Origin of the sequence: Litchfieldia salsa (genome assembly GCF_900104555.1) — a bacterium.
Taxonomy (GTDB): Bacteria; Bacillota; Bacilli; order Bacillales; family Bacillaceae_L; genus Litchfieldia; species Litchfieldia salsa.
Genome location: NZ_FNJU01000023.1, coordinates 1 through 19,893 on the forward strand (window position 1 = coordinate 1; position 19,893 = coordinate 19,893).

General features: G+C 38.3%; 21 protein-coding genes, 1 rRNA gene and 1 riboswitch. Of the genes, 19 read left to right on the forward strand and 3 right to left on the reverse strand.

Going from position 1 to position 19,893, the window contains the following annotated elements; all coding sequences use genetic code 11:
• The first annotated feature begins 257 nt into the window (after window positions 1–257).
• A 5S ribosomal RNA gene (gene rrf / locus BLQ56_RS22485) occupies window positions 258–373 on the forward strand.
• 386 nt (window positions 374–759) lie between these two features.
• Here the strand turns inward: rrf and BLQ56_RS22490 are convergent.
• Window positions 760–1,194: an Hsp20/alpha crystallin family protein gene (locus BLQ56_RS22490; protein ID WP_090859793.1), complete on the reverse strand. Its 435-nt coding sequence runs from the start codon at window positions 1,192–1,194 to the stop codon at window positions 760–762.
• Window positions 1,195–1,439: 245 nt separating this feature from the next.
• On the opposite strand from BLQ56_RS22490, the gene BLQ56_RS22495 reads away from it, so the two are divergent.
• The 14 genes from BLQ56_RS22495 (at window position 1,440) to purD (ending at window position 15,302) form a co-directional block, all read left to right on the forward strand.
• Window positions 1,440–1,979: a DUF2179 domain-containing protein gene (locus BLQ56_RS22495; RefSeq protein WP_090859795.1), complete on the forward strand. Its 540-nt coding sequence runs from the start codon at window positions 1,440–1,442 to the stop codon at window positions 1,977–1,979.
• Entirely contained in the window at window positions 1,980–2,177 is a 198-nt protein-coding gene (locus BLQ56_RS22500) for an NETI motif-containing protein (protein ID WP_090859797.1), read from the forward strand.
• A gap of 81 nt (window positions 2,178–2,258) precedes the next feature.
• A riboswitch (purine riboswitch) is annotated at window positions 2,259–2,360 on the forward strand.
• Window positions 2,361–2,478: 118 nt separating this feature from the next.
• Window positions 2,479–2,967: a 5-(carboxyamino)imidazole ribonucleotide mutase gene (gene purE, locus BLQ56_RS22505; RefSeq protein WP_090859799.1), complete on the forward strand. Its 489-nt coding sequence runs from the start codon at window positions 2,479–2,481 to the stop codon at window positions 2,965–2,967.
• Complete coding sequence (gene purK, locus BLQ56_RS22510) at window positions 2,951–4,090, forward strand: 5-(carboxyamino)imidazole ribonucleotide synthase (protein WP_090859801.1); 1,140 nt, start codon at window positions 2,951–2,953, stop codon at window positions 4,088–4,090. The genes purE and purK overlap by 17 nt, the downstream gene beginning before the upstream one ends.
• A gap of 44 nt (window positions 4,091–4,134) precedes the next feature.
• Window positions 4,135–5,427: an adenylosuccinate lyase gene (gene purB / locus BLQ56_RS22515; protein ID WP_090859802.1), complete on the forward strand. Its 1,293-nt coding sequence runs from the start codon at window positions 4,135–4,137 to the stop codon at window positions 5,425–5,427.
• A 65-nt stretch (window positions 5,428–5,492) separates the two neighbouring features.
• Window positions 5,493–6,212 (forward strand): phosphoribosylaminoimidazolesuccinocarboxamide synthase, encoded by a 720-nt coding sequence (gene purC, locus BLQ56_RS22520; protein WP_090859804.1) that lies wholly within the window; start codon window positions 5,493–5,495, stop codon window positions 6,210–6,212.
• Entirely contained in the window at window positions 6,205–6,459 is a 255-nt protein-coding gene (purS, locus tag BLQ56_RS22525; protein ID WP_090859806.1) for a phosphoribosylformylglycinamidine synthase subunit PurS, read from the forward strand. The genes purC and purS overlap by 8 nt, the downstream gene beginning before the upstream one ends.
• Complete coding sequence (gene purQ, locus BLQ56_RS22530) at window positions 6,456–7,142, forward strand: phosphoribosylformylglycinamidine synthase subunit PurQ (RefSeq protein ID WP_090859808.1); 687 nt, start codon at window positions 6,456–6,458, stop codon at window positions 7,140–7,142. The genes purS and purQ overlap by 4 nt, the downstream gene beginning before the upstream one ends.
• Window positions 7,126–9,354, forward strand: a complete 2,229-nt coding sequence (gene purL / locus BLQ56_RS22535; protein WP_090859810.1) for a phosphoribosylformylglycinamidine synthase subunit PurL — start codon at window positions 7,126–7,128, stop codon at window positions 9,352–9,354. Before purQ ends, purL begins: the two co-directional genes overlap by 17 nt.
• The gene (gene purF / locus BLQ56_RS22540) at window positions 9,330–10,742 is read left to right on the forward strand and encodes an amidophosphoribosyltransferase (protein ID WP_090859812.1); all 1,413 of its coding nucleotides are present in this window, start codon (window positions 9,330–9,332) and stop codon (window positions 10,740–10,742) included. The genes purL and purF overlap by 25 nt, the downstream gene beginning before the upstream one ends.
• 41 nt (window positions 10,743–10,783) lie before the next feature.
• A complete protein-coding gene (gene purM / locus BLQ56_RS22545) occupies window positions 10,784–11,824 on the forward strand; it encodes a phosphoribosylformylglycinamidine cyclo-ligase (protein WP_090859814.1) in 1,041 nt (346 codons plus the stop codon).
• The gene (gene purN, locus BLQ56_RS22550; RefSeq protein WP_090859816.1) at window positions 11,821–12,399 is read left to right on the forward strand and encodes a phosphoribosylglycinamide formyltransferase; all 579 of its coding nucleotides are present in this window, start codon (window positions 11,821–11,823) and stop codon (window positions 12,397–12,399) included. The genes purM and purN overlap by 4 nt, the downstream gene beginning before the upstream one ends.
• A gap of 78 nt (window positions 12,400–12,477) precedes the next feature.
• Entirely contained in the window at window positions 12,478–14,016 is a 1,539-nt protein-coding gene (gene purH / locus BLQ56_RS22555; protein WP_090859818.1) for a bifunctional phosphoribosylaminoimidazolecarboxamide formyltransferase/IMP cyclohydrolase, read from the forward strand.
• A 17-nt stretch (window positions 14,017–14,033) separates the two neighbouring features.
• Window positions 14,034–15,302, forward strand: a complete 1,269-nt coding sequence (gene purD, locus BLQ56_RS22560; protein ID WP_090859820.1) for a phosphoribosylamine--glycine ligase — start codon at window positions 14,034–14,036, stop codon at window positions 15,300–15,302.
• Here purD and BLQ56_RS24230 read toward each other — a convergent pair.
• Window positions 15,280–15,360, reverse strand: coding sequence for an EYxxD motif small membrane protein (locus BLQ56_RS24230; protein WP_338011865.1), 81 nt, complete (start codon window positions 15,358–15,360; stop codon window positions 15,280–15,282). The genes purD and BLQ56_RS24230 overlap by 23 nt on opposite strands.
• Before the next feature lie 81 nt (window positions 15,361–15,441).
• Window positions 15,442–15,750, reverse strand: coding sequence for a YgaP family membrane protein (locus BLQ56_RS22565; protein WP_338011864.1), 309 nt, complete (start codon window positions 15,748–15,750; stop codon window positions 15,442–15,444).
• A 121-nt stretch (window positions 15,751–15,871) separates the two neighbouring features.
• Here BLQ56_RS22565 and BLQ56_RS22570 point away from each other — a divergent pair, with 121 nt between their 5' ends.
• From BLQ56_RS22570 to pcrB, 4 genes are all read left to right on the forward strand, one after another.
• Window positions 15,872–17,614: an adenine deaminase C-terminal domain-containing protein gene (locus tag BLQ56_RS22570; RefSeq protein ID WP_175490430.1), complete on the forward strand. Its 1,743-nt coding sequence runs from the start codon at window positions 15,872–15,874 to the stop codon at window positions 17,612–17,614.
• 52 nt (window positions 17,615–17,666) lie between these two features.
• A complete protein-coding gene (locus tag BLQ56_RS22575) occupies window positions 17,667–18,713 on the forward strand; it encodes a DUF3048 domain-containing protein (RefSeq protein ID WP_090859822.1) in 1,047 nt (348 codons plus the stop codon).
• A gap of 25 nt (window positions 18,714–18,738) precedes the next feature.
• The gene (locus BLQ56_RS22580; RefSeq protein ID WP_090859824.1) at window positions 18,739–19,053 is read left to right on the forward strand and encodes a YerC/YecD family TrpR-related protein; all 315 of its coding nucleotides are present in this window, start codon (window positions 18,739–18,741) and stop codon (window positions 19,051–19,053) included.
• Window positions 19,054–19,178: 125 nt separating this feature from the next.
• Window positions 19,179–19,865 carry a heptaprenylglyceryl phosphate synthase gene (gene pcrB, locus BLQ56_RS22585; RefSeq protein WP_090859826.1) on the forward strand — a complete coding sequence of 229 codons (687 nt, stop codon included), beginning with the start codon at window positions 19,179–19,181 and terminating at the stop codon, window positions 19,863–19,865.
• Window positions 19,866–19,893: the final 28 nt, after the last annotated feature.

Sequence of the window (19,893 nt, forward strand, 5' to 3'; positions counted from 1 at the left end):
ACGTGTGTAGCTGACTGATACTAATCGATCGAGGACTTAACCATAAAAAGCGTAAGAAGCCCGTTACATCCATAGGATGGTGGAGCAACTGTCGGAAAGTGCTTGCACTTGACAGAAGTTGTGAAGCAGCCGTAGGATGTGGCTTCTGGAGCTAGATTCAGAAATGAATGTCTAAGCGTTATCTAGTTTTGAAGGAATGAATTTCCTATTGCAAATCTCTTAAAAAGAGAGTAATATAGAAAATGTTCTTTTAATAGTCTAGTGATTTTGGCGAAGAGGTCACACCCGTTCCCATACCGAACACGGAAGTTAAGCTCTTCAGCGCCGATGGTAGTTGGGGGACTCCCCCTGCAAGAGTAGGACATCGCTAGGCAACAGTTAAGATTAGTTCTTCAGGAACTAGTCTTTTTTTGTATATATTGAGACTGAAGGTTCAGTAAGGATAAGGAAAAATTTGGTCTGGACTAGTTAGAGGAGCCAGGAGATTAAGGAGAAGTTATGAAAGACAAAATCAAATGGTATCAGAGAAAAAAGTCTTTCACGACGTTATGAAAGACAAAATGAACTGATATCGGAGGAAAAAGTCTTTCATCAGCCTAATGAAAGACAAAAACAAATGATATCAGAGGAAAAAGTCTTTCATCAACCTTATGAAGGACAAAATCAACTGATATCGGAGGAAAAAAGTCTTTCATTGACCTTAAGAAAGAATGGGAACTCATATATTAATGGAGTCCCTTATCACATCATACTTAATAGTTAATCCTCAAGTTTCTTAATGTTAATTTTTCTTCGGTTATCATCAGGAATGCGTTTGTGTAAATGTATAATTAGTAATCCATTATGATAACTAGCATCTATTCTGTCATCTCGAACTGGGAATGGGAGTTGAACAACTCGTTCAAAATCACCTTGGAAGATTCCTTCTTCAATTAGATCAAAGCCCTTAAATCGTAAATTTACTTTTCCGCGAACCTCTAATGTTTGATATTGTACAAATAAATCCAAATTGTCGACATTTTCTAATCCGGGAATACTTAGAACAACGAGAAGCTCATTATCTGATTTATAGAGGTTCACTTGTGAGCTGACGTTATTCATCATAGGTTCGAACCCCTTCCAGAATTCATCACCGAAAAAACCATCCCATTGCTTTCTCCAGTCATGCATATGTTTAAACTGATCCATTTTCATAGAATTTTCACTCCCTCAATCATGCTGTCTTATTATATGAAGAATAGAAGAAGAAGTGCCTATACTAAGAAATTCATCAATTTTTTTTACTGGTAAATCTTTATCATGTTTAGTAAAATGGGTTACTTATAGACAAATATTAGAGGAAAAGTGTAAGTATTCAAATGAAGAATAACGCTATGGAGTTTTACAGTGTAATTGTTGGGAAAGACTAAGAATAGGGAACCATATCGGAGGGGAATTTAATGTTAGAAAATAGTATTATGATGGTTGTTATCATATTGGTGATAAATATAGTTTATGTTTCTTTTTTTACAATAAGGATGATCTTAACATTAAAGGGTCAAAGATACTTAGCTGCGTTTATTAGTACGATTGAGGTAGTAATTTATGTCATAGGTCTTGGATTAGTTTTAGATAATCTTAATGAAATTCAGAATTTAGTTGCGTATGCGGTCGGTTACGGGATCGGTGTTATTGTTGGGATGAAGATTGAAGAGAAATTAGCTTTAGGTTATATTACGGTAAATGTAATAACAGACCAGATTAATCAAAACTTACCTAAAATGCTAAGAGACAAAGGTTATGGTGTAACTACTTGGGCAGCACAAGGGTTAGAGGGGGATCGTCAATCCATGCAAATTCTAACTCCGAGAAAGTATGAATTGAAACTATATCAAACCATTAAAGAGCTTGATCCAAGGGCTTTCATTATTGCTTATGAGCCAAAATCCATACATGGAGGGTTCTGGGTTAAATCTGTTAAGAAAGGAAAATTAAAATAAATGAGCAAGAATACAAAGCGTAAATTTGAAGTGGAAGAAAATGAAACAATCGATCAGTGTATTGAAAGAATGCGTAGTGAGGGGTATACACCTGTTCGAAGAATGGAAGAACCGATTTTTCAAGAGGTTGATCGAAATGGGACTGTTGATATAGAGCCGTGTGGTCGAAAAATCATTTTTGAAGGTAAATTAGAGTAAAACACGAACGATGATTGATAATAATTTATCAATGTTCGATTATTTGTTGACAATGTGTTTAAATAGTTGGTAAGATGAAGATAGTTTATTAGATGATTACCTCATATAATCTTGGGAATATGGCCCATAAGTTTCTACCCGATAACCGTAAATTATTGGACTATGAGGGAAAGTGATCGTTAGCCTGTAGATTTGGCAAATCTGTCAAAAAATCTGCCCAGGCAGAATTGCTTTCTCTTTTTTAGGGAAACAGTTCTGTCATGGGCTTTTTTCATATAAAAAAGGCTTTGGGAGGAAATCAATGAATCCGCTTGTTGGCGTCATAATGGGAAGTACATCAGATTGGGAAACGATGAAACACGCATGTGACATATTAGATGAGGTTGGCATTCCGTACGATAAGAAAGTTGTTTCAGCACATCGCACACCAGACTATATGTTTGAATATGCGGACCAAGCAAAGGAACAGGGGATAAAGGTTATTATTGCAGGGGCCGGCGGTGCCGCTCATTTACCAGGGATGGTTGCAGCGAAAACTACTTTGCCTGTAATCGGTGTACCGATTCGATCGAAGGCTTTGAATGGGCTTGATTCACTCTTATCAATTGTACAAATGCCAGGAGGAGTCCCAGTAGCAACTGTGGCAATTGGAAAAGCTGGAGCAACTAATGCAGGGCTCTTAGCAGCTTCAATTCTAGGAACTCAATATAAAGAGTGGGATGACAAACTAGTAGAACGAAGAGAAGCTACTAGAAGTAAAGTGTTAGAAAGTAGTGAAGAACTTGTCTAATCAGAATCAACTATTACCGGGTAAGACAATCGGTATCATTGGGGGAGGTCAGTTGGGAAGAATGATGACGATATCCGCGAAAGAAATGGGATATGATGTTGTCGTGTTAGATCCAACACCGAATTCGCCGTGTGGCCAGATCGCTGATCAACAAATTATAGCAAAGTATGATGATTTAGCGGCGATAAAGCAATTATCATCATTAAGTGATGTCATCACCTATGAGTTTGAAAATATTGATTATGAAGCATTGGCTTGGCTAGAAACAAATGCTAATTTGCCCCAAGGAAGCAAACTACTGAAAGTGACACAAGATCGAGGGTTTGAGAAACAATCGATTAGTGAAGCTGGAGTTGAGGTTGCTCCTTACCGATTAATTGATTCTATCCAGGATTTAGAAGAGGCTATTGAACAGTTAGGGACACCTTGTGTACTAAAGACAAGACGGGGTGGCTATGATGGGAAAGGCCAAGTTGTTATTAAATCAATGGAAGATGTACAGATAGCGGTAGAGCTGTTAGAAGTGGGAGCTTGTATATTAGAGGCTTGGATTCCTTTTGAGAAAGAAATATCTGTTATTGTGACTAGAAACTCATTCGGAGATACGAAGACATTCCCAGTCGCTGAAAATATTCATTATGAAAACATCTTACAACAAACAATTGTGCCAGCTAGAATTACAGCTAAGGTAGAAGGAAAAGCGATTGAGATTGCTATGAATCTAGCAAAAACGTTTGAATTGGTAGGAACTCTTGCAGTTGAAATGTTTGTAACGAGAGATGGCGAGATTTATATAAATGAGTTAGCACCAAGACCACATAACTCAGGACACTATACAATTGATGCGTGTGAGACATCACAATTTGAGCAACATATTCGTTCTGTTTGTAACTTACCATTAGGAGAAACCACATTGTTAAAGCCTGTGGTGATGGTCAATGTTCTAGGTGAACATATGGAAGAAACCTTAGAGATTGTTAAAATATCCTCTTCTGCTAAACTTCATTTATATGGAAAGAAAGAAGCGGTAATTAAAAGGAAAATGGGACACATCAATATTTTAGGTAATACTATTGATGAGGCTCTAGCGAAATTAGAAAAAATCGATGTTTGGTGTAGTTGATTGTAAGATATTCTAACAAGAAGATAGAAATCGGAGGGAAAGACATGATTGAACGTTATACAAGACCTGAAATGGGTGCAATTTGGACTGAGGAAAACCGCTTTAATGCTTGGTTAGAGGTGGAAATTCTAGCATGTGAGGCATGGGCAGAGCTTGGGGATATTCCTAAAGAGGATGTTGCTTTAATTCGAAAGAATGCTTCTTTTAATATTGATCGTATCTTTGAAATTGAACAAGAAACGAGACATGATGTTGTTGCCTTCACACGTGCCGTATCGGAAACACTTGGAGAAGAAAGAAAATGGGTTCATTATGGATTAACTTCTACTGATGTTGTGGATACAGCTCTTTCTTATCTACTAAGACAAGCAAATGACATCTTATTGAAAGATATTGAAAATTTTGTAGAGATTTTAGCAAATAAGGCTCGTGAACATAAACATACGGTTATGATGGGACGTACACATGGTGTGCATGCTGAACCAACGACATTTGGTCTAAAGCTTGCATTATGGCATGAAGAAATGAAACGTAATTTAGAGCGTTTCAAGCGTGCAGCAGATGGGGTACAGTATGGGAAAATCTCAGGTGCGGTTGGAACGTATGCGAATATTGAGCCATTTGTAGAAGAGTATGTATGTGAAAAGCTTGGTATTAAGCCAGCTCCGATTTCTACACAAACATTACAACGTGATCGTCACGCAGAATATATGGCAACTCTTGCTCTTGTTGCAACATCAATTGAGAAATTTGCTGTTGAGGTACGAGGTCTTCAAAAGAGTGAAACACGTGAAGTAGAAGAGTTCTTTGCAAAGGGACAGAAGGGTTCATCAGCTATGCCGCATAAGCGTAACCCAATTGGATCTGAAAATATGACTGGACTTGCTCGTGTCATTCGTGGGTATATGCTGACTGCTTACGAAAATGTACCACTTTGGCATGAACGTGATATTTCTCATTCTTCAGCTGAACGTATTATTTTACCAGATGCAACGATTGCACTTAATTACATGCTAAATCGTTTCGGAAATATTATTAAAAACTTAACAGTATTTCCTGAGAACATGAAGAGAAACATGGATCGCACATTAGGTTTAATCTACTCACAACGTGTACTGTTAGCATTGATTGATTCTGGATTAACACGTGAAGAGGCTTATGATACGGTTCAACCGAAAGCAATGGAAGCATGGGAGCAACAGGTAGCTTTCCGCGAGTTAATTGAAGCTGAAGACAAAATTACAAGCCGCTTAAATCCAGCGCAAATTGATGATTGCTTTGACTATAACTATCACATTAAGCATGTGGATATGATTTTTGATCGTTTAGGTTTGTAATAATTTTAGAGGTCGACCATTGATAGACCTCTTTCTTAAAACTTTGTCCTTGGGGGGCTTTAAACATGGAAAAGCTAGATTTACTTTATGAAGGTAAAGCGAAGAGAATATTTCGTACAAATGAAGAAGATGTAGTTTGGATTCAATATAAAGATAGTGCAACAGCGTTTAATGGTGAGAAGAAAGAAGAGATTACTGGTAAGGGTCGATTAAATAACGAGATTACTAGTTTACTATTTGATAAGCTAAAGCAAGCGGGAGTTGATAGTCATTTTATTCAGAAGATTTCGGCTACAGAACAGCTTGTAAAGCAAGTTACTATTATTCCATTAGAGGTTGTTGTTCGAAACCTGATTGCTGGTAGTTTAGCTACTCGTTTAGGCATTGAAGAAGGTACAAAGTTAGAGCAACCGATTGTTGAATTTTATTATAAAAATGATGACTTAGGAGATCCAATTATTACGGAGGATCATATTCAAGTCCTGCAAGCAGCGACTCCTGAACAGGTGCAAGTTTTAAAAGAAAAGGCATTACACATTAATGAGGTATTAAGAGATCATTTCTTAAAGAGTAATTTAAGATTAGTTGATTTCAAGCTTGAATTTGGTTTGACGAATGAAGGAACGATTTTATTAGCAGATGAGATTTCACCAGATACTTGTCGACTATGGGATATGGATACAAATGAAAAGTTTGATAAAGATGTTTTTCGTAGGAATATTGGTAGTTTAACAGATGCATACAATAATGTTTTATCACGATTAGGAGGCGGTCAGCATGTATAAGGTTAAAGTATATGTAACATTAAGAGAAAGTGTATTAGATCCACAAGGGACAGCGGTAAAAGGTTCTTTACACAGTTTATCCTATAACGAAGTTGTTGATGTTCGTATCGGTAAGTATATGGAGCTTACGATTGAAAAGTCTGATCGTGATATTAATGAAGTAGTAACAGAGCTTTGTGAGAAATTACTAGCAAACACAGTGATCGAAGACTACCGCTTTGAAGTTGAGGAGGTTGTCGCACAGTGAAATTTGCAGTCATCGTGTTCCCAGGTTCCAACTGTGATGTAGATATGTATCATGCAATCAAGGATGAGCTTGGTGAAGAAGTCGAATATGTTTGGCATGACGAAGATAATTTAGATTCGTTTGATGGGATTCTTTTACCAGGTGGGTTCTCTTATGGAGATTACCTACGTACTGGGGCAATTGCTCGTTTTTCAAATGTAATGAATGCAATCGTGAAGGCTGCTGAAGAAGGAAAGCCTGTACTTGGTGTGTGTAATGGATTCCAGATTTTATTAGAAGCTGGTCTTTTACCAGGAGCAATGAGAAGAAATCAAGATTTGAAGTTCATCTGTCGTCCGACGGAATTAGTTGTTGAAAATAATGAAACTTACTTTTCTGCAGCATACGAAAAAGGTGAGGTAATTCAAATCCCAATCGCACATGGTGAAGGAAACTATTACTGTGATGAAGAAACGTTAAGCCTTTTAGAAAAAAATAATCAAATTGTATTCAAATATAATAGCAATCCGAACGGAAGCTTAAGTGATATTGCTGGAATTATGAATGAAAAAGGGAATGTGTTAGGGATGATGCCACATCCAGAGCGAGCGGTAGACGCAATCCTTGGAAGTGCAGACGGATTAAAATTATTTAAATCAATTGTAAAACAATGGAGGTTATCTACGAATGTCGTTACTTCTTGAACCAAGTCCAGAGTTAGTTAAATCAGAAAAGATATATCGTGAAATGGGTCTAAGCGATGAAGAATTCGCCCTAATCGAGTCGATTATTGGTCGCACACCTAACTACACTGAAACAGGTCTTTTCTCTGTTATGTGGTCTGAGCATTGTAGTTATAAAAACTCTAAGCCAGTTTTGAAGAAGTTTCCAGTAACAGGTGAGAAGGTTCTGCAAGGTCCTGGAGAGGGAGCGGGGATTGTAGATATCGGTGATAATCAGGCCGTTGTTTTCAAAATTGAAAGTCACAATCACCCATCAGCAATTGAGCCTTATCAAGGTGCTGCAACAGGTGTAGGTGGTATCATTCGCGATGTATTTTCAATGGGTGCAAGACCAATTGCACTATTAAACTCACTGCGCTTTGGAGAGTTAACAACTCCGCGCGTTAAATACTTGTTTGAGGAAGTAGTGGCAGGAATTGCAGGCTATGGAAACTGTATTGGAATCCCAACAGTTGGTGGGGAAATTCAGTTTGATCCTTCGTATGAGGGTAATCCACTAGTTAATGCAATGTGTGTAGGGCTGATTAACCATGAAGATATTAAAAAAGGTCAAGCAACTGGTGTTGGCAACACAGTCATGTACATTGGTGCAAAAACAGGGCGTGATGGAATTCACGGTGCAACATTTGCTTCTGAAGAGCTTTCTGAGGATTCAGATGCAAAGCGTCCAGCGGTTCAAGTTGGAGATCCATTTATGGAAAAATTACTTCTAGAAGCGTGCTTGGAGCTAGTTAATTGTGATGCAATGGTCGGAATCCAAGATATGGGTGCGGCAGGATTAACAAGTTCATCGGCTGAAATGGCAAGTAAAGCAGGCTCTGGAATTGAAATGAATTTAGATCTTGTCCCACAACGTGAAACAGGTATGACTGGTTATGAGATGATGTTATCTGAATCACAAGAGCGTATGTTAATCGTTGTTGAAAAGGGAAGAGAACAAGAAATTCAGGATATTGTTGATAAATATGATTTAGAGGCTGTCGCAATCGGTGTGGTAACAGATGACAAACGCCTTCGTTTACTTCATAAAGGTGAAGTGATTGCTGATGTACCAGTAGATGCATTAGCTGAAGATGCTCCAGTCTATCATAAGCCATCAGCAGAGCCTGCGTATTTCCGCGAGTTCCAAGCGATGGAAGTAGAAGTTCCAAAGGTTGAGGACTATAACAAAGCATTAGTTGATCTTTTATCACAACCAACGATTGCAAGTAAAGAATGGGTTTATGATCAATATGATTATATGGTTCGAACAAATACAGTTGTTGCACCAGGTTCTGACGCGGCAGTTGTTCGTATTAGAGGAACGAAAAAAGCTCTTGCAATGACTACGGATTGTAATTCACGTTATTTATATTTAGATCCATTAGTTGGTGGGAAAATCGCTGTGAGTGAAGCCGCTAGGAACATTGTTTGCTCTGGTGGAGAGCCATTAGCGATTACAGATAACTTAAATTTTGGAAATCCTGAAAAGCCAGAAATATTCTGGCAGATTGAACAAGCTGCAGATGGTATTAGTGAAGCATGTAGAGTGCTTAATGCACCTGTTATAGGTGGAAATGTATCACTTTATAACGAAACAAATGGAGTAGCGATTTATCCAACACCTGTTATAGGAATGGTTGGGCTTATCACTGACCCATCACATATTACAACTCAGGAATTTAAACAAGCTGGAGATTTGATTTACTTAATTGGAGAAGCAAAAGCTGAATTTGGTGGAAGTGAGCTTCAAAAGTTGGTATATGGTAAGATCTTTGGTCAAGCTCCTGTTCTAGATTTAGAGATTGAAAGTGAGCGTCAAACAAGCTTGTTATCTGCGATACGTGCAGGAGTTGTTGCATCTGCTCATGACTTAGCAGAGGGTGGCTTAGCAGTTGCGTTAGCAGAGTCGACATTTAGTGCAAAAGGTCTTGGTGCTCGTGTAACGGTTAAGGGTGAGGCTTTAGCTGAATTATTCAGTGAAACACAATCACGTTTCCTTGTATCTGTAAAGCCTGAAAATAAAGAGCGTTTCGAACAATTAGTGGCTGCTACTCTTATTGGTGAAGTGACTTCTAAAGAGGATGTAGTGATCGTAAACAGTGAAGGCAACGAACTAATCAACAAACCAGTTGAAGAGTTACGTGCTGCTTGGAAAGGGGCTATCCCATGCTTGCTGAACTCAAAGGCTTAAATGAAGAATGTGGGATTTTTGGCATCTGGGGTCACCCAGATGCTGCACAGATTACGTATTATGGACTTCATAGCTTACAACACCGTGGACAAGAGGGTGCTGGGATTGTAGTAAGTAACGGGGAAAAGTTAAAGGCTCATAAAGGTGAAGGGCTTGTTACTGAAGTATTTAGTGGGGGACAAATAGAGGATTTACAAGGTAAAGCAGCCATTGGCCATGTAAGATATGCAACTGCTGGTGGTGGGGGTATTGAGAATGTTCAGCCTCTTCTTTTTCACTCCCAAGTGGGTGGACTTGCAATTGCCCATAATGGAAATCTAGTAAATGCTAATGACTTAAAGCATCAGTTAGAGCATCAAGGAAGTATCTTTCAGACGACATCTGACACAGAGGTACTTGCTCATTTAACTAGAAGAAGTGGATATACAAAAATTCATGATCGTGTGAAAAATGCGTTAACGATGCTTAAGGGTGCGTATGCTTTTATCCTAATGACAGAAAAGAAAATGATGGTTGCGCTCGATCCTAATGGTCTTCGTCCACTATCAATTGGACGTTTAGGGGATGCATATGTTGTTGCATCAGAAACATGTGCGTTTGATGTAGTAGGTGCGAAATATATACGTGATGTGGAACCAGGTGAATTCCTTATTATTAATGATGAGGGAATTCATTCTGAATTTGTCTCACGTAATACAAATCGTGCGATCTGTAGTATGGAATATATCTATTTCTCGAGACCTGATAGTAATATTGGTGGCATCAATGTTCATACAGCTCGTAAAAAATTAGGGAAAAAACTAGCTGAAGAAGCGGATATTGAAGCAGATGTCGTTACTGGTGTTCCTGACTCAAGTATGTCAGCCGCAATCGGTTTTGCAGAAGCTTCAGGTATTCCTTATGAGCTAGGGTTAATTAAGAATCGATATGTAGGTCGTACATTTATCCAGCCGTCTCAATCGCTTCGAGAACAAGGCGTGAAAATGAAATTATCACCAGTTCGTGGGGTTGTTGAAGGTAAGCGTGTGGTCATGGTTGATGATTCAATTGTAAGAGGAACAACAAGTCGTCGTATTGTCATGATGTTAAGAGATGCAGGAGCAACTGAGGTTCATGTACGAATCAGTTCACCGCCAATTAAAAATCCATGTTTTTATGGTATTGATACATCAACACATGAAGAGTTAATTGCTTCTTCTCATTCGATCGAAGAAATGAGACAACTAATTGGTGCGGATTCACTCGTGTTTTTAAGTGAAGAAGGATTAGTAGATGCAATCGGTAGATCTGATGAAGGTGAATATAAAGGGCAATGTATGGCATGTTTTACAGGGAAGTACCCAACAGATATCTATCCTGATACGGTTCTCCCGCACGAAAAGGCGTAAGAAATCACACGGAATTTGTCTTAAACTTAGGAGGATAAAGAATGGCTAACGCTTATAAGCAAGCTGGAGTAGATATAGAAGCTGGTTATGAGGCTGTAACAAGAATGAAAAAGCATGTAAAGCGAACAATTCGTCCGGAGGTACTTGGAGGTCTTGGAGGATTTGGTGGAATGTTTGATCTGTCTCAGGTCAATGTTAAGGAACCAGTCCTTGTTTCAGGTACAGATGGAGTAGGTACTAAATTAATGCTCGCTTTTATGATGGATAAACATGACACGATTGGAATTGATGCAGTGGCAATGTGTGTGAATGATATCGTTGTTCAAGGTGCAGAGCCTCTTTATTTTCTAGATTATATTGCCTGTGGAAAAGCTGTTCCTGAAAAGATTGAGAGCATTGTAAAGGGTATTGCAGATGGCTGTGAAATGGCTGGCTGTGCTTTGATAGGTGGAGAAACAGCTGAAATGCCTGGTCTTTATAGTGAGGATGAATATGATTTAGCAGGATTCACAGTAGGTGTAGCTGAGAAATCAAAGCTTGTGACAGGTGATTCTATTAAACCTGGGGATGTTTTAATAGGGTTATCTTCAAGCGGGATTCATAGTAACGGATATTCTCTTGTTCGAAAGGTTCTTTTAGAGGAAGGTAAACTGGATCTTCATAAGACATATGGGACATTAGAGTTATCGCTCGGGGAAGAGTTACTTCGTCCAACGAAAATTTATGTGAAGTCACTTTTAGAAGTAATGAAGTCTCATGAGGTAAAAGGGATGTCCCATATTACTGGTGGAGGGTTCATTGAAAATATTCCACGCATGTTACCAGAAGGAATAGGTGCAGAAATTGATTATGGTTCTTGGCCGATTCCGGCGATCTTTGATTTAATTGAAGAGACAGGAAAGTTAGACAAGAAGGAAATGTTTAATATCTTCAATATGGGAATTGGGATGGTACTTGCAATAAGTGAAGAGAAATTGCATGAGACGATCAGTATTCTTGAGGCACATGGAGAAAAGGCGTTTATTATTGGCCGTGCTAAGGATGGTGAAGGGATTACCTTTGGTGGAGGTAGTCTTTCATGAAAAAGCTAGCTATTTTTGCATCAGGGAGTGGAACTAATTTTCAGGCACTTGCAGATGCAATTGAAGCAGGTATACTTGAAGCGGAGATTTCTTTGCTCGTTTGTGATAAGCCAGGAGCGAAAGTAATTGAACGTGCTGAGGCATTTGCTGTGGAAACTTTTGTTTTTACAGCAAAAGAGTTTCAGAGTAAAGTAGAATTTGAGACATTAATTGTGGAAAGACTTAGAGAGCTTGAAATAGATTTGGTCGTGCTAGCTGGTTATATGAGATTGATCGGTCCAACCTTATTAGCGGCATACCCTAACCAAATAGTGAACATTCACCCATCATTTTTGCCGTCTTTTCCTGGTAAGGATGCCATTGGTCAAGCCTTCGCTGCTGGTGTAGAGAAGACTGGTGTGACTGTTCATTTTGTGGATGAAGGGATGGATACTGGTCCGATTATTGCTCAAGAGGCGATTATGATTGATGTTGATGATACATTAGAAAGTTTGGAACAGAAAATTCATGAAGTTGAGCATGTATTTTATCCTAAGACATTGCAGGGGTTGCTTAAGGAACTAACTGTTCGATAAGAATTGGCTAACCTTATTAAAAGTTGCAATCTTGCGCGATCGTTTTTACAAAAATAGGCTGGTAGGAGAGATTTTAAAATGGCAATTAAGAGAGCACTTGTAAGTGTGTCCAATAAAGAAGGTATTGTACCATTTGTCAAAGCATTAATTGAGCAAGGTGTAGAGGTAATTTCAACAGGTGGGACAAAGAGTACACTTGAGGAAAATGGAATTGATGTAATTGGGATTTCAGAAGTGACAGGTTTTCCTGAAATCATGGATGGTCGTGTGAAAACACTACACCCAAATATTCATGGTGGTTTACTAGCTGTTCGTGATAATGAAGAGCATATGAGCACATTGGCACAACATGACATTACTCCGATTGACCTTGTTGTAGTGAACCTATATCCTTTCCAACAAACGATCTCAAAGCCAGATGTGGAATTTGCGGAAGCAATCGAGAACATTGATATCGGTGGACCTTCGATGCTTCGTTCAGCAGCGAAGAATCACCAATCAGTCACAGTGATTGTAGATCCTTCTGACTATGAAACAGTTCTTTCTGAGTTAAGTGAACATGGGGAAGTAACTTCTGAAACAAAACGTCGTTTAGGTGCTAAAGTATTCCGTCATACAGCAGCATATGATGCTGTTATTGCTGAATACTTAACCAATATGACTGGGGAAGAAAGTCCAGAGTCATTAACAGTCACTTTTGAAAAGAAACAGGATTTACGTTATGGAGAAAATCCACATCAAAAGGCCGCTTTTTATAAAAAACCACTAGGATCCGTCTTTTCAGTAGCAGCAGCTACTCAATTGCATGGAAAAGAACTTTCTTATAACAATATCAATGATGCTAATGCAGCATTACAAATTGTGAAAGAATTTACAGAGCCTGCCGCGGTTGCAGTTAAGCACATGAATCCATGTGGAGTTGGTGTAGGTGCGAGTATTACCGAAGCATTTGATAAAGCATATGCTGCAGACCCAACTTCTATTTTTGGTGGAATAGTTGCTTTAAATGGTGAAGTAAATGAAGAAACAGCAACTAAGTTACATGAAATTTTTCTCGAGATTGTCATTGCTCCTTCATATTCAGAAAAGGCATTGGAAATTTTAACATCAAAGAAAAATATTCGTTTATTAACAATCGATTTCTCGACAGCTGCTAAAGTTGAAAAGAGTTTGACGTCTGTTCAGGGTGGACTACTTGTGCAGGATGAGGACACTTTATCTCTTGATGAAGCAAATGTTTCAATTGTAACAAAGCGTGAGCCGACTGAAAAAGAATGGGAAGATTTGAAGCTAGCATGGAGTGTCGTAAAGCATGTTAAATCAAATGCAATTGTATTAGCAAAAGATGGCATGACAATTGGTGTGGGTGCTGGACAAATGAACCGTGTTGGTGCTGCAAATATTGCGATTAATCAAGCAGGTGAGAAGGCAGAAGGTTCTGCTTTAGGTTCGGATGCGTTTTTCCCTATGAACGATACAGTAGAAGCAGCTGCTAAAGCGGGTGTAACGGCTATTATTCAACCAGGTGGTTCGATTCGTGATGAAGATTCAATTACTAAAGCAGATGAGTATGGGATTACAATGGTGTTTACTGGGGTTCGTCATTTTAAACATTAAATGAGGAGGTGGCAAGAATGAATGTACTAGTTGTTGGTCGTGGTGGAAGAGAGCATACAATTGCTTGGAAAGTAGCGCAAAGTAAACAAGTGGACACGATCTATGTGGCTCCTGGAAATCCAGGGATGGTAGATGTAGCGAAGACCATAGATATTGAGGAAACTGACTTCGATGCTCTCATCCAATTCGCAAAAGACAAGGAAATTGGACTGACGATTGTGGGTCCAGAGGTTCCTTTGAGTCAAGGAATCGTCAATCGTTTCCAAGAACAAGGTCTTCTCATTTTTGGACCGACGAAGGAAGCAGCAATTCTTGAGGGAAGTAAATCCTTTGCAAAAGATTTAATGAAAAAATACGACATCCCAACTGCAGGATATGAAACCTTCACTTCTTTTGATGATGCGAAAAAGTACATTGAAGAAAAAGGGGCACCGATTGTCATTAAGGCAGATGGCTTAGCAGCTGGTAAAGGTGTCGTTGTTGCTATGACAAAGGAAGAAGCATTAATTTGCCTTCATGAAATGATGGAGGAGGCGAAATTTGGTTCAGCTAGCACACAGGTCGTTATTGAAGAATTTCTTGAAGGGGAAGAATTCTCATTAATGGCATTTGTTCATGGAGATCAAGTATATCCAATGGTCATTTCGCAAGACCATAAACGTGCCTATGACAATGATGAAGGACCAAATACAGGTGGAATGGGTGCATATTCTCCAGTTCCACAGATTTCAAGTGAAGTTGTGGAAGATGCAGTTCAAACCATTTTAAAGCCAACTGTTCTAGCAATGATTGAGGAAAATCGTACATTTACAGGGATCTTATATGCGGGGCTAATGTTAACGAAAGATGGAGCAAAGGTTATCGAGTATAATGCAAGATTTGGTGATCCTGAAACTCAAGTAGTGTTACCAAGATTAGAATCTGATTTGGTAGAAGTGTTGGTTCAACTTCTAGAAGGAAAAGAAGTTGAATTAACATGGAGTGATGATGCTGTAATTGGGGTTGTTTTAGCGTCAAAAGGATATCCGAATGAGTATCAGAAAGGTGCTGTTATTGCTGGTATTCAAGGCTTCACGCAGGAAACAATGATGTTCCATGCTGGAACGGCTCTTGTTGATAGTCAATATGTTACAAATGGTGGAAGAGTACTTGCGTTAGTTTCCAAAGGAACAGATTTAAAGGATGCGCAAAATACGGTCTACCGCGAAATTAAAAAGGTTGAATGTGACGATTTGTTTTATCGAAATGATATTGGGCATAAAGCTATCTCGCACGTTTTTTCTTAATATAGACAAAGAGAACGGCGATGATTCCGCCAATCAGGGAGATAAGCACATAGGACATATCTGTAATATATTCTAACAAGTGAAACGCTCCTTTCTGGATGAAAGTGCCTGGCCAAATGGTGCCAGGCACTTTTCTTAATTAAAATTTATTGTTTAATGGATTATTACTCATTGGATTAAATGTAGGTGCTGTTTGTTGTGGTTGCTGTTGTCTTTCTTCTCGGTCTTTATTATTGTTTTTTTCTTGATTTTCAAATAATGCAACGATTGGACAGAACTTTGTAATTCCTTCTCCGATTTTCATTCCTCCAAGGATTGCTCCTACAATATAACGATCTCTCCATGGGTGTTTTACCATTTTAGCTGTTGCCCAAGCGACCATTGTAAATCCGCAAGTAATACGGATTAACGCGTTCATAATTCCGATATTCGGTTTCAATGTAATCATCCCTTTCCATAGATTAGAAAAATTTAACATAACTGTAATAGATTTATAACATGTCTTTAATGCGGTGAATCATATATTGTGGTACGATATTGAAAACGTATTCAATCTAGGAGGAAAAATCATGCTTGACCAACGCTATCGATGGAAAAACAAAAAGATAAGAGAGCATGTTGCAGTTATAGATGGAAAATTAGCACCAACATTACTATTAAAAAACGCAATGTACCTTAATCAAATCCTAAAAAAATGGATAAAAGCACATATATGGATTTTTGAAGACCGAATTGTATATGTCGGTGACAATTTACCTGACGACACTAGAAATTGTGAAATAGTTGATTGCAGTTCCTATTTTCTAGTACCAGGCTACATTGAACCACATGTGCATCCTTCTCAATTATATAATCCCCACAGCTTTGCTCAATATGCATCTCAAAGTGGGACGACAACACTTATCAATGACAACCTTACACTCGCTTTGCATTTAGATAAAAAGAAAGCGTTTTCTTTCATTAGTGAGCTAAGAAATTTGCCGGTTAGCATGTATTGGTGGTGTCGTTTTGACCCCCAAACGGAAATAAAAGATGAAGAAATGATATTTTCACATGCAAATATTAAATCATGGCTTGAGCATGATGCTGTTCTGCAGGGTGGAGAATTAACAGGATGGCCGAAATTGCTTGATGGTGATGATTTAATGCTACATTGGATACAAGAAGCAAAACGTATGAGAAAGCAAATCGAAGGGCATTTCCCAGGAGCATCTGAAAAGACTTTAGCAAAATTAATGCTGTTAGGTGCAGATTGTGATCATGAATCCATGACAGGTAAGGACGTGTTAACGAGACTTTTGCAAGGATACACAACTTCCCTTCGTTATTCGTCTATCCGTCCTGATTTGCCAACCATTCTTGATGAAATTCATGAGCTGGGAATTGATCAGTACGATCAGTTATTTTTTACGACTGACGGTTCACCTCCATCATTTTATGAGCAAGGTATAACTGATAATCTCATTCGTATTGCGATAGAAAAAGGTGTTCCAATTGTAGATGCCTATAATATGGGAACCATTAACATTGCCAAATACTATAATATTGATTATCTTCATGGAAATATTGCTACAGGTAGAGTTGCGAATATAAATTTTTTAACGGCAGAAGATAACCCTTCACCTGTGTCTGTATTGGCTAAAGGAAAATGGGTAAAGAAAGCACATGCTTTAGTCGAGAGCTTTCCAACTGTACAATGGGAAAATCATGATATCTCTAAATTAGAACTGGATTGGAATCTAACGATTGATGATCTACAATTCTCAATGCCTTTTGGTATGGAAATGGTGAATTCGGTCATTATGAAACCGTTCTCAGTGACGAAGGATGCCTCGTCTAATCAACTAGCTACCAGTCATGATGAAAGCTTTCTTATGCTTGTAGATCGTAAGGGTAAATGGCGAGTGAATACAATCATTAAAGGATTTGCCAACCATGTATCTGGTATTGCGAGCTCCTATTCTGGTACAGGAGATATCATTTTAATCGGTAAGAGTAAGGAAGATATGTTACTTGCCTTCAATCGAATGAAGGAGCTTGGTGGTGGTATTGTTCTTACTGAAAATAATCAAGTGATCCATGAAGTGCCACTAGAATTATTAGGACAAATGTCGGTGAAGCCTGTTGAGGAATTGATCACAGAAGAAAAGCAATTAACCTTTTTTTTACGAGAACGAGGATATAAGTTCGATGACCCGATTTATACACTCTTGTTTTTATCATCCACACATTTACCCTATATCCGAATTACACCAAAAGGAATTTATGATGTCATGAATAAAATTGTACTCTTTCCGTCGATAATGCGTTAAAATATAAAAGTGTAAACACTTATATTTTATTTCAGTAAAGGTTGTGCTAGGTATGAGACGAATGTTCACTTTTTTCGTCATCACTCTTTTCGTTTTATTAGCTGCTTGTAGTAATGACCAAAATCATGTAGTCGATCAACCAACAAATGATCCAGGACCATCACAACCAGAGAAAGAGACACCTGAACCACCGCCTACTGTATACCCATTAACTGGACTGGAAACAGTTGAAGATGTCACACAAAGGCCATTCGGAGTAATCATTAACAATCATCCAAAGGCAAGGCCACAATCAGGCCTGTATCAAGCGGATCTTGTGTATGAGGTATTGGCTGAGGGGGATGTGACAAGATTTTTCGCAATTTATCAGAGTGAGAAACCTGAAGTGATTGGACCTGTTCGAAGTGCAAGAGAATACTATATTGATTTAAGTATTGGATATGACGCGTTTTTCGTTGCACATGGCTGGAGCATTGATGCAGAACGAGAATTACAAGCAAACGTAGTCGATAATATAAACGGAATGATCTATGATGGAAGCCTTTTTTTAAGAGATAGTAGTCGGGTTGCACCACATAATTCCTATATTTCTTATGAAAACATAAAAAAAGGTGCAGATTTAAAAGGATACTCATTTGAAAGCACAGTACCAAAGCTTCCCTTTTTATCAGAAGAAGAAGTTGCTGGGCTTCAAGGATCAGAAGCAAAGAATGTAAGGGTTGCCTATTCTTCAAGAGAAATATTTGCAGCTACCTATACTTATAATGAACAAACAGAGACATATGATCGCTATAGTAATGGTGAGCAAACAGTAGACCGTGAAACAGAAGCGCCGGTTTCGTTAGACAATGTATTCATTGTTGAGATGACACATGAAGTTATTGACGATGTTGGACGTAGACGAATTGATATGACTTCAGGAGGTAAGGGGCTTTTATTACAAAAAGGGATTTCTCAAGAAGTAGAGTGGGAAAACCAAGATGGAAGGATTCTTCCAGTCTTGAATGGAGATTCAGTTGGATTTGTCCCTGGGAAGACATGGATTAACATCATACCGAGTAATCCAGGAATCTCTAGTTCTGTTTCTTATGGAAACTAAATAGCTAAAGGAGTTATAAAATCATATGCAAATAGATAAATTACGTGGTAAAGAACTTGATCAACTATTTAATGCAGTTCTATCACTTAAAGATTTAGACGAATGTTATCGATTTTTTGATGACCTATGTACAGTTAATGAAATTCAATCTTTATCACAGCGACTTGAAGTAGCTAGAATGCTTCAGGGTGGAAATACTTATCATAAAATCGAAACAGAAACTGGTGCTAGTACAGCAACCATTTCTAGAGTGAAAAGATGCTTAAATTATGGAAATGATGCTTACCAGATGGCATTGGATCGTGTGAAGGAACAGCAGGAATCAATAGAGAATAGCTGAATGTAGCCACTTATTATGATATAAAGGTACATGAAAAAGTCGAGCGTTTCGTTCGGCTGTTTTTTTATGTTATAGACGTTTTTTTGCTATAATGGAGAAATGGAAAATGAGAATGGGGGATCACTGTGTACGATTATAAGGAATGGAAGCATGTTTTCAAGCTTGATCCACAAAAAGAGATAAGTGATGAAAGCTTAGAGAAAATTTGTGAATCAGGAACCGATGCGATTCTTGTAGGGGGTAGTGATGGCGTCACATTAGATAATGTGATCCACCTTATGTCTCGTATTCGAAGGTATACTGTTCCGTGTATCTTAGAGGTATCAACGATAGAATCAGTGACACCTGGATTTGATCTTTATTTTATTCCAACAGTTCTTAACAGTCGTAATACTGATTGGATTACAGGACTTCACCATCAAGCTGTTAAAGAGTATGGGGAAATTATGAACTGGGATGAAATAATCATGGAAGGATATTGTATTGTAAACAAAGACTGCAAAGCTGCTACATTAACAGATGCTAAGACAGATTTAGATATAGATGATATTATCGCATATGCACAAATGACAGAGAAAATGTTCCATTTACCGATTTTTTACTTAGAATATAGCGGAACATATGGAGATAAGAAAGTCGTGAAGGAAGTAAAAGCAACGCTAAGTGAAACACAGCTTTTTTATGGTGGGGGTATTACCACAGTAGAACAGGCAAAAGAGATGGCGGAATTTGCTGATACTGTGATTGTTGGAAACATTGTATATAGTGATCTAGCTTCTGCGATAAAAACTGTACAAGCTGTTAAAGGTTAGACTACAAATATAAGGGAAAATCGTTTAA